Source organism: Nakamurella lactea DSM 19367, from assembly GCF_000426645.1.
Taxonomy (GTDB): domain Bacteria; phylum Actinomycetota; class Actinomycetes; order Mycobacteriales; family Nakamurellaceae; genus Nakamurella; species Nakamurella lactea.
In genome coordinates, this window is record NZ_AUFT01000012.1 from 98,372 (window position 1) to 111,909 (window position 13,538).

At 69.3% G+C, this 13,538-nt stretch carries 11 protein-coding genes; 7 read left to right on the forward strand and 4 right to left on the reverse strand.

Annotated elements, in window-relative coordinates:
• The first annotated feature begins 81 nt into the window (after window positions 1-81).
• The 3 genes from K340_RS0113725 (at window position 82) to K340_RS29985 (ending at window position 3,431) form a co-directional block, all read left to right on the forward strand.
• Complete coding sequence (locus K340_RS0113725; RefSeq protein WP_029137139.1) at window positions 82-1,347, forward strand: aspartate kinase; 1,266 nt, start codon at window positions 82-84, stop codon at window positions 1,345-1,347.
• Window positions 1,348-1,352: 5 nt separating this feature from the next.
• Complete coding sequence (locus K340_RS0113730; RefSeq protein WP_029137140.1) at window positions 1,353-2,420, forward strand: aspartate-semialdehyde dehydrogenase; 1,068 nt, start codon at window positions 1,353-1,355, stop codon at window positions 2,418-2,420.
• Between the two features lie 372 nt (window positions 2,421-2,792).
• Window positions 2,793-3,431, forward strand: coding sequence for a M15 family metallopeptidase (locus K340_RS29985; protein WP_037364650.1), 639 nt, complete (start codon window positions 2,793-2,795; stop codon window positions 3,429-3,431).
• 23 nt (window positions 3,432-3,454) lie between these two features.
• On the opposite strand, the gene K340_RS0113740 is transcribed toward K340_RS29985, so the two are convergent.
• Complete coding sequence (locus tag K340_RS0113740; protein WP_029137142.1) at window positions 3,455-4,264, reverse strand: hypothetical protein; 810 nt, start codon at window positions 4,262-4,264, stop codon at window positions 3,455-3,457.
• Window positions 4,265-4,662: 398 nt separating this feature from the next.
• A complete protein-coding gene (locus K340_RS0113750) occupies window positions 4,663-6,177 on the reverse strand; it encodes an MFS transporter (RefSeq protein ID WP_084614429.1) in 1,515 nt (504 codons plus the stop codon).
• A 135-nt stretch (window positions 6,178-6,312) separates the two neighbouring features.
• On the opposite strand from K340_RS0113750, the gene K340_RS29990 reads away from it, so the two are divergent.
• The 3 genes from K340_RS29990 to K340_RS0113765 are packed head-to-tail and all read left to right on the forward strand — an operon-like array spanning window position 6,313 to window position 9,410.
• Window positions 6,313-7,014 carry a TetR/AcrR family transcriptional regulator gene (locus K340_RS29990; RefSeq protein WP_051266262.1) on the forward strand — a complete coding sequence of 234 codons (702 nt, stop codon included), beginning with the start codon at window positions 6,313-6,315 and terminating at the stop codon, window positions 7,012-7,014.
• A gap of 56 nt (window positions 7,015-7,070) precedes the next feature.
• A complete protein-coding gene (locus K340_RS0113760; protein ID WP_029137145.1) occupies window positions 7,071-7,643 on the forward strand; it encodes an NADPH-dependent FMN reductase in 573 nt (190 codons plus the stop codon).
• 51 nt (window positions 7,644-7,694) lie between these two features.
• Window positions 7,695-9,410, forward strand: a complete 1,716-nt coding sequence (locus K340_RS0113765) for an AMP-binding protein (protein ID WP_029137146.1) — start codon at window positions 7,695-7,697, stop codon at window positions 9,408-9,410.
• 31 nt (window positions 9,411-9,441) lie between these two features.
• Here the strand turns inward: K340_RS0113765 and K340_RS29995 are convergent, their stop codons facing one another.
• Both K340_RS29995 and K340_RS0113775 read right to left on the reverse strand, forming a co-directional pair.
• Window positions 9,442-11,466: a S9 family peptidase gene (locus K340_RS29995; RefSeq protein ID WP_084614469.1), complete on the reverse strand. Its 2,025-nt coding sequence runs from the start codon at window positions 11,464-11,466 to the stop codon at window positions 9,442-9,444.
• Between the two features lie 18 nt (window positions 11,467-11,484).
• Window positions 11,485-12,333 (reverse strand): fumarylacetoacetate hydrolase family protein, encoded by an 849-nt coding sequence (locus tag K340_RS0113775; RefSeq protein WP_029137147.1) that lies wholly within the window; start codon window positions 12,331-12,333, stop codon window positions 11,485-11,487.
• Between the two features lie 157 nt (window positions 12,334-12,490).
• Here K340_RS0113775 and K340_RS0113780 point away from each other — a divergent pair, with 157 nt between their 5' ends.
• The gene (locus tag K340_RS0113780) at window positions 12,491-13,510 is read left to right on the forward strand and encodes a phospholipid scramblase-related protein (protein ID WP_029137148.1); all 1,020 of its coding nucleotides are present in this window, start codon (window positions 12,491-12,493) and stop codon (window positions 13,508-13,510) included.
• The last annotated feature ends 28 nt before the right edge of the window (window positions 13,511-13,538 follow it).

Consider the following 13,538-nt stretch of genomic DNA (forward strand, 5'->3'; position numbering starts at 1 on the left):
CCCGCTCGGCGGCCGCTGGTGGCAAGGGTGTGCGACGGCACCGGTATTCTGTGGGTTCCGTCGTGTTGCCAGGGAGCCCTTGTGAGCCTCGTCGTGCAGAAGTACGGGGGCTCGTCCGTGGCCTCTGCCGAGCGGATCAAGCGCGTCGCCGAACGGATCGTCGCGACTCGCAAGGCCGGTCACGACGTGGTGGTGGTGGTCTCCGCGATGGGCGACAGCACCGACGAACTGCTCGACCTGGCCCAGCAGGTGGCCCCGGTACCGCCGGCCCGCGAACTCGACATGCTGCTCACCTCCGGGGAGCGGATCTCCAACGCGCTGGTCGCGATGGCGATCTCCGCGTTGGGCGCCGAGGCCCGCTCGTTCACCGGCTCGCAGGCCGGGGTGATCACCACCGCCGTGCACGGCAAGGCCAGGATCATCGACGTCACCCCCGGGCGGATCCGGGCGGCACTGGATGCCGGAGCGATCGCGCTGGTGGCCGGGTTCCAGGGCGTCAGCCAGGACACCAAGGACATCACGACGCTCGGCCGCGGCGGCAGCGACACCACGGCGGTGGCCCTGGCCGCGGCGTTGGAGGCCGACGTCTGTGAGATCTACACCGACGTGGACGGGGTGTTCAGCGCCGACCCGCGGATCGTGCCGAACGCGGCGAAGCTCGACACCATCACCTACGAGGAGATGCTGGAGATGGCAGCATCGGGCGCCAAGGTGCTGATGCTGAGGTGCGTTGAATACGCGCGCCGGTACCAGGTTCCGGTGCACGTGCGTTCCTCGTATTCCTACCGCAACGGCACCATCGTCACCGGCACCATCGAGGAGCTCCCAGTGGAACAGGCCATGATCACCGGAGTTGCACACGACCGCAGCGAAGCGAAGATCACCGTCACCAACGTGCCCGACCACCCAGGCGTGGCGGCCCAGATCTTCCGGACCATCGCCGACACCGAGATCGACATCGACATGGTGGTGCAGAACATCTCGCCCGGGACGGCCGGGCAGACCGACATCACCTTCACCCTGCCGAAGGACGACGGACCGAAAGCCGTTGCCGCCCTTGAGGGCAGGCGCGACGCCATCGCGTTCGACCAGGTGATCTACAACGACCATGTCGGCAAGGTCTCGCTGATCGGTGCCGGCATGCGCAGCCATCCCGGGGTGACGGCCACCTTCTGTGAGGCGCTGGCCGCCGCCGGGGTCAACATCGACATCATCTCCACCTCGGAGATCCGGATCTCGGTGCTGGTGCGGGACGAGGAATTGGATACCGCCGTGCGGGCGCTGCACGACGCGTTCGATCTCGGCGGCGACGAACAGGCCATGGTGTACGCGGGAACGGGACGGTGAGCGCCATGTCCGATGGACTGACAGTGGCGGTTGTCGGCGCGACCGGGCAGGTCGGCGCCAAGATGCGGGAGATCCTGGCGGCCCGGAACTTCCCGTTCGACACGTTGAGGTTCTTCGCCTCCGCGCGGTCGGCGGGCAGCTCGCTGCCCTGGGCCGACGGTGCGATCGTGGTCGAGGACGCGGCGACGGCTGACGTCTCCGGGATCGACATCGCGTTGTTCTCGGCCGGTGCATCGACGTCGCGCGCCCAGGCGCAGCGGTTCGTCGATGCCGGCGCCGTGGTGATCGACAACTCGTCCGCCTTCCGGATGGATCCCGCTGTGCCGCTGGTGGTTTCCGAGGTGAACCCGCAGACCGCGCTGGACGCGGTGGCCGCCGGGCGGGCGGCCGGCACGGGCGCGGTGATCGCGAACCCGAACTGCACCACGATGGCCGCGATGCCGGTGCTGCGTCCGCTGCACGACGAGGCGCAGCTGCAGCGCCTGGTGGTGGCCACCTACCAGGCGGTGTCCGGATCCGGTCTGGCCGGCGTCGAGGAGCTGGACGGGCAGGTGCAGGCGGTGGGTGCCGACGCGCCGAAGCTGGCCCACGACGGCGCCGCGGTGAGCATGCCGGCGCCGAAGAAGTACGTCGCGCCGATCGCCTTCAACGTGCTGCCGATGGCCGGTTCGCTGGTCGACGACGGATCCGGCGAGACCGACGAGGAACAGAAGCTGCGCAACGAGTCCCGCAAGATCCTGGACATTCCGGAGCTCGCGGTGGCCGGCACCTGCGTGCGGGTCCCGGTGTTCACCGGGCACTCGCTGGCCATCCATGCCGAGTTCGCCCGGCCGCTGACGGTGGCCCGGGCGACCGAGCTGTTGTCGTCAGCCCCGGGGGTGCAGTTGGCCGACGTGCCGACCCCGTTGCAGGCGGCCGGCGCCGATCCGTCGTTGGTCGGCCGGATCCGGGTCGACCAGAGCGTGCCGGGAGGTCGCGGGCTGGTGCTGTTCGTGTCCAACGACAATCTGCGCAAGGGCGCCGCGCTGAATGCCGTGCAGATCGCCGAGTTAATCGCTCCTGCGCTGCGCTGAGCCCTCCCCGAACGCGTAACGGGGTTGTCCCGGAGACCGTCCCTCCAGGGAGGTAGCGGAATTCTTGCGAGGTAGCGCTGTTGGTGCCGGCGTGTCGTGGAAAATCCCGCTACCTGCGAGGGCGGATACCGTGGGCTGATGGTGGCGTTCAGGCGATCGCGGGTCCGGGCAGCCGGTCTGGTGATCGGCTGCTGGCTGGCGGTGGGCTGTGCGGCGAGCACGGTCACGGGCGCCGGGACAACCACGCTACGGCCCACTTCGGGGATGACGAGCACGGTCACGGGCGCCGGGACAACCACGCCACGGCCCACTTCGGGGATGACGAGCGCGGTCACGAGCACCGGGACAACCACGCTACGGCCCACTTCGGGGATGACCAGCGCGGTCACGGGCGGCGGGACAACCACGCTACGGGTGACTGCGGGGGCATCCGCCGGGGCGCAAGCGTTCCGGTCGACCGTGCAGCGGATCGGCCCGGAGCTGGCCACCCGGATGACGGCGTCGTACCGGGCCGGCTGTCCGGTGCCGCTGACCGACCTGCGCTACCTGACAGTGACCATCCGCGGGTTCGACGGCCGGTCGCACCAGGGCGAGCTGGTGGTCTCGGCGAGGGTCGCCGCCGACGTCGTCACGGTGTTCAAGACGCTGTACGACAAGGGCTTTCCGATCAGGTCGATGCGGCTGGTGGACGACTTCGGTGCGGATGACGACGCGTCGATGGCCGCCGACAACAGCTCCGCCTTCAACTGCCGGCCGGTGACCGGCGGCTCCAGCTGGTCGGAGCACTCCTACGGCGAGGCGATCGACATCAACCCGCGGGAGAACCCGTACCTGTCGGGTGACACGGTGCTTCCGCCGGACGGTGCCGGATACGTCGATCGGCCGGACTCGCCGGGCGTGATCCACTCGGGCGATGCGGTGGTCTCCGCGTTCGCCGCGATCGGTTGGCACTGGGGCGGGAACTGGACCGATCCGGTTGACCTGCAGCACTTCTCGCGTAGTGGTCGATAAAGAACCGCGGCCGCTGACCGGGTTCAGCGCCGACAGGGCATCACGGCGAGCCGGCCAGGGCCCTTGAACGGACCCGCCTCGGACATCACGGCGTAACCGCACCGGTCCGGCAGGCTGGTGATGCCCTCGGCCTGCGGGACGGCGGGCATCGGCAGCGAGCGGTGCGGCCAGTGCGGAAAGCCCGTCGGATCGGCGCCGGGCGCCGGCGCGGTGTATTGGATCACCTGGTCGTAGGTCAGCAGCAGCACCCGGTCGCCGTCGTAGGCGGCGTCGGTGACCACCGTCCCGGTGAGCAACGACTGTTCCGGCACGGCCGGTGCCGGCGGGGTGAAGGTGCCAACCAGATCGAGCACCCCGCCGCCCGGCTTGCCGCGATAGATCCGATGTGGCGCAACGGTTCCGGTCGAATCGCGGGCAGATTTGTCGATCACCACCAGATCGCCGTCCGGCGCCAGGAACATCGACTCGGCGTTGTGCGGCCCGTCGGAATAGGTGTACGTCCAGGCGATCGACTGGGCGAACCACGGCGGGCCGGTCGGCACCGGGACCCGGTAGATCGTCACCGACTCCCGGTGGGTGTGGTCGCCGATGTCGCCGACGAACAGGCAGTTCCCGGTGCCGGTCCCGGTCGGCTCGCACGGTCCGGACGTCAGCGCCTCGGCATTCGTCGCCGACATTCCGGCGACCTTCACCCGGGCCAGCACCGATCCGTTGGCCCGCAACGCGATCAGTTCGCCGGTGCCGGTCGCGTCGTCGACGGTGTAGAAGGTCCCGTTCGCGGTGACAGCGAGTCCGCTGGCCTCGGTCGCTACGCCGGCCGGCAGCGCGTGCACCCCCGACTGGGCTGACGTGGACTGGGTTGACGAGGACTGCGCTGACGTGGACCGGGTTGACGTGGACTGGGTTGACGTGGACTGGGCTGACGTGGACTGGGTTGACGTGGACTGGGCTGACGAGGACCGGGCTGACGACGGACGGGTCGAGGAGGACGTGCCTGGCGCCGGATTGGATGGCGCCGGATTGGCTGTCACCGGCTTGGATATCACCGAGCTGGATGTCACCGGCGACTGCGTCGGCGGCGACGAGGCGTCACCGGGCCCGGTAGCCCCACATCCGCCGATCAGCAGGGCCACCGAGAGCAGCCCGATCGACAGAACTGCGGGTGCCCGGCGCCGCAGCGTTCGGCCCGACCACCCCATGCTCATGGCTCGAGGGTACGGACGTCGGGACCTCAGGCCGCCGACTCCGAGTGGTGCTCATCGGCCGTGCGCGAGTCGTCCATGGTGAGCGCGCCGAGCAGCGCCACCGCGCCGACCAACACGGCGAGCACCAGGAAGGCAACGCGTTCGCCGTGGAAGTAGGACGTGACCAGGGCAGGACTCCAGGCACCGAGCGGGAGCACCGTCACCACCAGTGCGGCGATGAACGTGCCGACCAGCGCGGTACCGATGCTGGTGCCGACCTCCTGGGCGGTGTCGTTGAGCGCCGCGGCCAGCGAGGTCCGCTCGCTGGGCATGGCATCCACCAGGCCGACGGCACAGATCGTCATCACCGTCCGCAACCCGACGGTCATGATCACCATGCCGACCGCGATCGCCAGGTACCCGTGATCGACGGCCCAGGCCAGCCAGACCAGCGAGACGGTCAGGGACACCGCGCCGAACAGGCAGGCAACCCGGCGGCCGAACCGCGCCACCAGGCGTTCGGTGAGTGGCGTGGCGGCCAGCATGGTGACGATGAACGGCAAGTTGGCCAGGCCCGCCCGGACCGGACTCCAGCCGAAGGCGAACTGGAAGTGCAGGACCAGGCTGAACATCACGCCGGCCATCGCTATCGCGGTGCCGATCTGCGCCAGCGTCGCTCCGCGAACGGTGCGGTTGCGCAGCAGCCGCAGGTCCAGCATCGGGAACGCGGCGCTGCGCTCGCGGAGCACGAAACCCACGCCGGCCGCGATTGCGCCCACCGCAGCCAGCACGGTGGGCACGGACAGCCAGCCGTGCTCGACACCGCTGGTCATCGTGAAGCACGCCAGACCGATGGCGACGATGGTGAGCGCGGCGCCGGGCACGTCCATCACGTCGGCGGTGAGGTCTTCCGGGCGGTCCTTGGCGACACCGAGCCGGATGCCGAGGAACGCGATCAGGGCAATCGGCGCATTGACGACCAGCAGCCACTCCCAGCTCACGTGGGCAAGGGCGGTGCCGCCGAGCAGCGGGCCGAGGACGAAGCCGCTCATCCCGACGACGATCATCACCGTCATCGCGCGCATCCGTAGTGCCTGGTCGTCGAAGAGCCGGAACACCAGAGAGTTCGTGATCGGTGCCATGGCGGCTGCGGCGATGCCGAGGGCCGCCCGCAGCGCGATCAGCTCACCGGTAGAGGTGACGACCAGCACCAGCAGGCTCATCAGGCCGAACGCGGCAAGACCGACCTGCAGGACGCGGCGACGGCCGAACCGGTCGGCGATGGAGCCGGCCGTCAGCAGCAGTCCGCCGAAGGTCAGCGAGTAGGCGCCGGTGATCCACTGCAGCGAGGTGGTGCTGCCGTGCAGATCGCGGCCGATGGTCGGCAGCGCGATCGTCAGCAGCGTGTTGTCGACCATCTCGACGAAGAACGCCAGGCACAGCGCAGCAAGTGGGATCCACGCCGCTCGCAAGGAGGGATAGGTGCGGGCGCCGGACACCGCCGCGTGGCCGGCGGGAGACGTCACCGCGGGGGAAGGGGACGAGGACTGATGGGTGCTCATGGGATACCTCTCGAAGATCGAACCATGTTCGATAACCGAACACGGTTCGAACTATAGAACGAGGTTCGATAGGATGCAACAGTGACCCAGGATCGACCAGGACAGCGCACCGGCCGCCAGCGTGCATCGCACTCGATGGAAGCGGTGCTGACCGAGGCCGTCCGGCTGCTGGACTCCTCCGGCGAGAAGGCGCTCACCTTCCGGGCCCTGGCGGCCAGGCTGGGCGGCGGCGTCGGCAGCATCTACTGGTACGTGCAGGGCAAGGACGAACTGCTCGACAGGGCCGCCGACCACGTGATGGGCGCCATGCTGGAGGCCACCGAGAAGTTCGTCGACGACGACGACCCGATCGAGGCCATCCGGAACATCGGCATCGCCCTGTACGGCGCCACCGTCGACCGGCCGTGGCTCGGCAATTACTTCATGCGCAACACCGGATTCCAGCCGAACTCGCTGCAGCTGTACGAGCGGCTCGGTCAGCAGGTCCTGCGGCTGAACCTGACACCGCGACAGTCGTTCCACGCGGCGTCGGCGGTGGTCGGATTCGTCGTCGGGGTGGCCGCCGACATGGGTCAGGAACTCCCGGAGGAACTGATCAGCGGCGAGCTCGATCGCGCCCAGTACATGGACCGGGTGGTGGCCGAGTGGCGCGCACTCGACCCGGCCGACTACCCGTTCCTGCACACCATTCTTGGCGAGTTCGAGAAACACCGGGACATCGACCAGTTCCGCGCCGGACTCGACCTGCTGCTGGCCGGGCTGCGTCAACAGGCCGGTCAGGGTATGCCACGACGGACCAAGCATCAGCCCGCATCGACGTCCGTGGCAACGCCGTAGGCGCGACGGGCGACCCAGCGCCTCGCCCGACAACGGCGCGAGGCAGGATCGGTGGAGTGAACCTACGCATCGTTGGGATCGGTGGCTCGGTCGACCCGGGGTCGCAGTCGGGAGCGGCCCTCCGCTCGGTGCTGGCCGCCGCGCAGCGGCTGGGGGCATCGACCACGGTGTTCACCGGCCCGGATATCGCGTTCCCGCCGTACTTCACCGGTGCGCAGCTGCCGCCGGCGGCCCGCGACCTGATCGAGTCGGTCCGCCGGGCCGACGGGGTGGTGATCGCCTCGCCCGGGTACCACGGCACCATCTCCGGTGTCGTCAAGAACGCGCTGGACTACCTGGAGGAGCTGCGGGACGACGCCCGGCCGTACCTGGACGGCAGGGCAGTCGGCCTGGTCGCCGTGGCCAGGGGTTGGCAGGCCACCGTCGACACCCTGGTGACGCTGCGGCAGGTGACCCATGCGCTGCGCGGGTGGCCGACGCCGTACGGGGTGACGATCAACTCCAGCATGACCCACTTCGACGACGACCTGACCGAGGACGACGGCGCGCGCGACTCGCTCGAGCTGGTTGCCGCCCAGGTCGTCTCGTTCGCCCGGAAGATGGGCACCGGATCCGATGACGGACGATGATCGACCCACAGCACTTCCGGACCCGGCAGTGACCACGCAAGGAGGCAGGCGATGACGGCGCAACGGACCGAGGCCACCGAGGCGATCGAGCGGGCCAGGGACTTTCTCACCGCGAACCGGACCGACCTGGCGGCCGCGAAGGCCGGGTTCAGCTGGCCGCGCCCCGCCGAGTTCAACTGGGGCCTCGAGTGGTTCGACGTGCTCGCCCAGCAGCACCCGGACCGGCCGGCCCTGACGATCGTCGAGGAGGACGGCAGCACCGGGAGCTGGACCTACGCCGGGCTCTCGGCCAGATCCGACCAGCTGGCCAACTGGCTGCGCGAGCTCGGGGTGACCCGCGGCGATCGGATCATCCTGATGCTCAGCAACCAGGTGGAGCTGTGGGAGACCATCCTGGCCGCGATCAAGCTCGGCGCTGTCGTCATCCCCGCCAGCACGCTGCTGGCCGCCGCCGACCTGCGGGACCGGGTGCAGCGCGGCAACGCGAAGTTCGTCATCGCCAGGGACGCCGACGTCACCACCTTCGCCGACGTACCCGGCGAGTTCACCCGGATCCGGGTCGGCGGTACCGGGGACGCGCCGGAGGGTTGGCGCAACTACAGCGATTCGGTTGGTGCCGCAACGGATTTCACGCCGGACGGACCGACGCCTGCCGACGCCACGCTGTTGCTCTACTTCACCTCGGGGACCACCGCGCTACCGAAGTTGGTGGAGCACACCCACATCAGCTATCCGATCGGCCACCTGTCCACCATCTATTGGATCGGGTTGCAGCCCGGCGACGTGCACCTGAACATCTCCTCGCCCGGCTGGGCGAAGCACGCCTGGTCCAACGTGTTCGCGCCGTGGTTGGCCGGTGCCACGGTATTCCTGTACAACTACAACAGGTTTGACGCCAGATCCCTGATGCGGGTGATGGGGGAGAACCACGTCACCACTTTCTGCGCGCCGCCAACGGTCTGGCGGATGCTCATCCAGGCGGATCTGTCCGAGCTGACCACGCCGCCGCGGGAGGCACTCGGCGCGGGCGAGCCGCTGAACCCAGAGGTGATCGACCAGGTCCGAAAGGGTTGGGGCGTCACCATTCGGGACGGGTTCGGGCAGACCGAGACCACCCTGGCGGTGGCGAACACCCCTGGTCAGCCGGTGAAGGACGGATCGATGGGGCGGCCGCTGCCGGGTTACCCGGTGGTGCTGGTCGACCCGGCGACCGGTGAGGTCGGGGACGAGGGCGAGATCTGCCTGGATCTGTCGGACCGTCCGGTCGGGCTGATGGCCGGCTACCACGGGGACGACGAACGGACCGCGGAAGCCATGCGGGACGGCTACTACCACACCGGTGACGTCGGTTCGCGGGACGACGACGGCTACATCACCTACGTCGGTCGCGCCGACGACGTGTTCAAGGCGTCCGACTATCGGATCTCGCCGTTCGAACTCGAGTCGGTGCTGATCGAGCATCCGGCGGTCGCCGAGGCGGCAGTGGTGCCGTCACCCGACCCGCTCCGGCTGTCGGTCCCCAAGGCATATGTCGTGCTGGCCAACGGCTTCTCGCCGGACGCGGCCACCGCGAGAGAGATCCTCGGCTACGCAAGGGAGCACCTGGCGCCGTACAAGTGGATCCGCAGGCTCGAGTTCGCCGAGTTGCCCAAGACGATCTCCGGCAAGATCCGACGGGTCGAGCTGCGCGGCCGGGAGAACGAACTGCATGCCGGTGACGCAACGGTTGACGGCGAGTTCCGCTGGGAGGACCTGGTCACCGACTGACCGCCTGACGGTTCGCGGGGTTCGGCTGCGCCTATCGCCGCAGTACGGCGCGGACGAACCCGACCTGCACCGCGGCCTGGCGAATCCGTTCGTCGACCACCATCGAGCCGTGGCCGGTGTCGTAGCGGTATACCGCGTAGTCGGCGCCGCGGGCGGACAGCGCCTGCAGGTAGTTCTCGATCTGGCCGATCGGGCAGCGCGGATCGTTGGCGCCGGCCAGCACCAGCACCGGCGCTGTCACCTGATCGATCCTGGTCAGCGGGGAGGCATCGAGGTACTTGAGCGGCACCTCCTGCGGTGAGCCGCCGAACAGTGCGCGGTCGTAGGCCCGCAACGGCTCCATTTCCTGCTGGTAGGCGGCCGGATAGTCCGCGACCGGGACGCCGGCCACCCCGACCCGCCACCGGGTGGGCTGCGCGCCCAGCCCGAGCAGCGTGAGGAAGCCGCCCCAGGAGGCACCGACAAGGGCGCAGGCATCCTGGTCGACGATTCCGGCGCTGATCAGGTGATCCTGAACGGCGGCCAGGTCGGCCAGTTCGGTGTGGCCGATCCGCTGGGTGATGGCGTCCCGCCACTGCGATCCGTAGCCGCTGGAGCCGCGATAGTTGACCTGCACAACGGCGAAGCCGGCATCCAGCCACAGGGCCCGTTCGGCGTCGAAGGAGTCCTCATCGGCCGCATCCGGTCCGCCGTGCACCAGGAAGACCGCGCGCTGCGGGATATTGGACCCGCCGGCGAGATCCGGCGCCGGTCCGCCGGCCGGTGTCGCGAGCAGGGCATGGATCCGCCCGCCCGGACCGTCCACCCAGACATCGTGCACCGGCTCCGATGACGGGGCCTGGGGACCGGGTGAGGTCAGCAGGGTGGTCGGCACGTAGGTGATCCGGTCGCGGTCCGGGATCGGATGCAGCTGACGCACTCGCACCGGGGTGGCGGCGCTGGAGCCGCGGTACCAGACGACACCGTCGTCGCGGGCCAATGCGCTGTCGATCATTCCGGGGTCCGCCGGCAGCGCCTGCAGTTCGCCGGTGTCCAACTGGTAGCGGTACAGCCTGCCGCGGCCGGCCTCGGTCTGCAGCACCAGCACGGCAGCGCCGTCGCGGAAGAACGAGCCGGTCAGGTCGCCCGGGAGGTCGATCGCGAGCTCGGTGACCTCGCCGGTGCCGGCGTCCCAGATCAGCAGTTCGTCGCGACCGCGGCGCTCGTGCCCGACCAATAACCGCTGATCGCCCGGAGCGGGGGCGAAGTCCAACGGCGACAGGCCCTTTCCGGGAGAGTCGTCGAGCTCGGCCAGCGTCGAGTTGTCCGAGGTGCGCAAGGAACGCAGTGCGCCGTAACGGGAGTCGCCGTGCTCGGTGTGCACCAGCACCCAGATCTGCTCGTCGGCCGACAGGGCGCCCACCGAGCCGTCGTTCTCGTTGCGGTACACCACCTCGGTGTCCGTCCCGCCGCGAGCGAGGTGGATCCGGGTGCCGTCGTCGTCGTTGAAACCGGCCAGCACCAGTTGCTGGCCGACTTCCAGACCTGCCGGATAACCGGGCGGCACGCCGGGTATCGCTTCGCCGGCGCTGCCGGGCGCGGCGCCGAACGGTTGGGCCATCCACCGGCCGAACTCGTCACCGGCGTCGTCGTCGAACCACCACAGGCCCTGGCCGTTCGCCGACAGCGTCCCGAGCGTCGTGCCGTCGGGTCGGTCCGTCGCCTGCAGCTGCAGATTGCCCGTCACGTCCCAGCAGTACAGCTCGTAGGTGCCCGACTCGTTGGACACGTACGCCGCCCGGCCGGCAACGTCCCTGGCCGGCACCGGCAGCGACATCCGGCTGGCGCTGTACCGGTCACGCCAGCGACGTTCGGCCGACGGGTCGTCGAGCAGTGGGTCGGGGACCGCCGCCGGCGGATGGGGGGTGGAGGTGGCGGTGGAGGTGGCGCCGGTTGCGGCAGCACTCTCCGCCGCCGTGCCGTCCGCTGCGGTGCTCTCCGCTGCGGTGCGCTCCTCGGCGGGCGCGGGCCGGCCGTCCCGTGGCTGGGACCAACCGTGCTGCTCGGGTGACGTCATCTCCACCACCTCTCGGGATCAGGCCTGGGCGCAGGTCTGGCGGGCCGTGCCCAGGCCGTCGATGGCAACTTCCATCACATCGCCCGCGGTCAGGAACGGGAACCGGCCGGAGAGCGCCACACCCTGCGGGGTACCGGTGTTGATCACGTCGCCGGGCTCCAGCACGGCGTACTGGGACAGGTGATGCACGATGGTCGGCACGTCGAAGATCATGTCCGCCGTCGACGAGTCCTGTCGAGGCTCACCGTTCACCGTCGAGGTGAGCCGCAGTGCCCCTGGATCGACCTCATCAGCCGGCACCAGCGACGGCCCGAGTGGGTTGAACGTCTCACAGCACTTGCCCTTGGACCACTGGCCGGCGGACTGCTCGAGCTGGAACGCGCGCTCGGAGACGTCGTTGGACACCGTGTAACCGGCGATGTACTCCCAGGCGTCCTGGACCGACTCCAGGTAGCGGGCCTGCTTGCCGATCACGATGGCCAGCTCGACCTCCCAGTCGGTCTTGACCGAACCGCGGGGGATCAGCACGTCGTCGTTGGGACCGACCACCGTGTTCGGGGTCTTGAAGAAGAGCACCGGGACCTTGGGCGGCTCGGCGCCGGACTCGGCTGCGTGCGCCGCATAGTTCATCCCGATGCACCAGACGGCGTGCGGGCGGGCGACCGGTGCGCCGATCCGCTGCCCGGCGATGTCCAGTGTCGGCAGTTTCGGCTCTGCCGAGAGGGCGGCCCGCACCGCCGCGATGCCGCCGCCGGCCAGGAAGGCACCGTCGATGTCGGAGGTGAGCGACGAGATGTCGTAGGCGACGTCGTCGACCACCGCCACCGGACGTTCGCTACCGGATTCGCCGATTCGCTGCAGTTGCACGGGCTTCCTTTCGTTGTCTCGTCGCTGACGAGACGATCTGTCGCGGGCCGGATCGCCGGGCGCCGGCTCCGCGTGTTTCGCGGAGCGTTCCCCAGCATGATTCCAGCCCCATCCCCAAGTGAAACACTGGGCCGATGATCGAGCGGCAGGCACTCCGATGAGCTCAGCGACACCCTCGGGTTGGTATCCGGATCCGGCGCCCGGCCAGGCGGGCGAGCCGGCGATGCTCAGATGGTGGGACGGGACCTCCTGGACGGACCACCGGCGCCCGGCCCAGGATGCCGCACCCGCACCCGCTCCGGCGGCCGGTACCGCCGGCAACGCGGCGGGTGGTTCCGGCGCCGGCTCGACGTACGTGCCCGGTTCCGAGTACGGCGGCCAGGTGCAGTTCGGCTCGGCGCCGCCGCCACCGGAGGATCCGCCGCAGCAGCAACAGCCAACGGGTCAGCAGGGCTATGCGCAGCAGAGCCATCAGCAGCAGGGTTACGGCCAGCAGTCCGCTCAGCAGGGCTACGGCCAGCAGTCCGCTCAGCAGGGCTACGGCCAACCAGCGGGCCAACAGCCGGCCCAAGGAGTCCGCTCGCCGTACACCGAGGACACCATGGCCGTGTCCCAGCGGCGCAAGATCATCGAACTCACGAACGAGTACGACGTCTACGGCGCCGACGGCGCGGTGATCGGTCACGTCGCCGAGATCAACCAGTCCGGACTCAAGAAGGCCGCCAGATTCCTGAGCAGCCTCGATCAGTACATGACCCACACGCTCGAGGTGCGGGACGCCTCGGGCCGGCCGTTCATGGTGCTGACCAGGCCGGCCAAGATCGTGAAGTCGACACTCGTGGTGAGCAATCCCCTTGGCGGCGAGATCGGCCGGCTGGTCCAGCGCAACGTCTTCGGCAGGATCCGCTTCGGCATGGAAGCGGGCGGCCGGGAGGTGGGCTCGCTGAACGCCCAGAACTGGATCGCCTGGAACTTCCAGATGCTGGACGCCAACGGCTCCGAGGTCGGACGCATCACCAAGACCTTCGAGGGCGTCCTGACGACCATGTTCACCAGCGCCGACAAGTACGCCGTGCAGCTGATGCCGGGACTGGCCGAACCACTGAAGTCGCTGTGCATCGCCGCCGCGTTGTGCGTGGACACCGCGCTCAAACAGGACGCTCGCGGCTGGAACTGAGACCCGGTCGGGGGCACGCGCAACATCC

What these genes read in the sequence shown, in the direction of transcription:
- K340_RS0113730 (WP_029137140.1), top strand. Translation starts at nt 1,353, where the DNA reads ATGTCCGATGGACTGACAGTGGCGGTTGTCGGCGCGACCGGGCAGGTC.
- K340_RS29985 (WP_037364650.1), top strand. Translation starts at nt 2,793, where the DNA reads ATGACCAGCGCGGTCACGGGCGGCGGGACAACCACGCTACGGGTGACT.
- K340_RS0113750 (WP_084614429.1), bottom strand. Translation starts at nt 6,177, where the DNA reads ATGAGCACCCATCAGTCCTCGTCCCCTTCCCCCGCGGTGACGTCTCCC.
- K340_RS29990 (WP_051266262.1), top strand. Translation starts at nt 6,313, where the DNA reads ATGGAAGCGGTGCTGACCGAGGCCGTCCGGCTGCTGGACTCCTCCGGC.
- K340_RS0113765 (WP_029137146.1), top strand. Translation starts at nt 7,695, where the DNA reads ATGACGGCGCAACGGACCGAGGCCACCGAGGCGATCGAGCGGGCCAGG.
- K340_RS29995 (WP_084614469.1), bottom strand. Translation starts at nt 11,466, where the DNA reads ATGACGTCACCCGAGCAGCACGGTTGGTCCCAGCCACGGGACGGCCGG.
- K340_RS0113780 (WP_029137148.1), top strand. Translation starts at nt 12,491, where the DNA reads ATGAGCTCAGCGACACCCTCGGGTTGGTATCCGGATCCGGCGCCCGGC.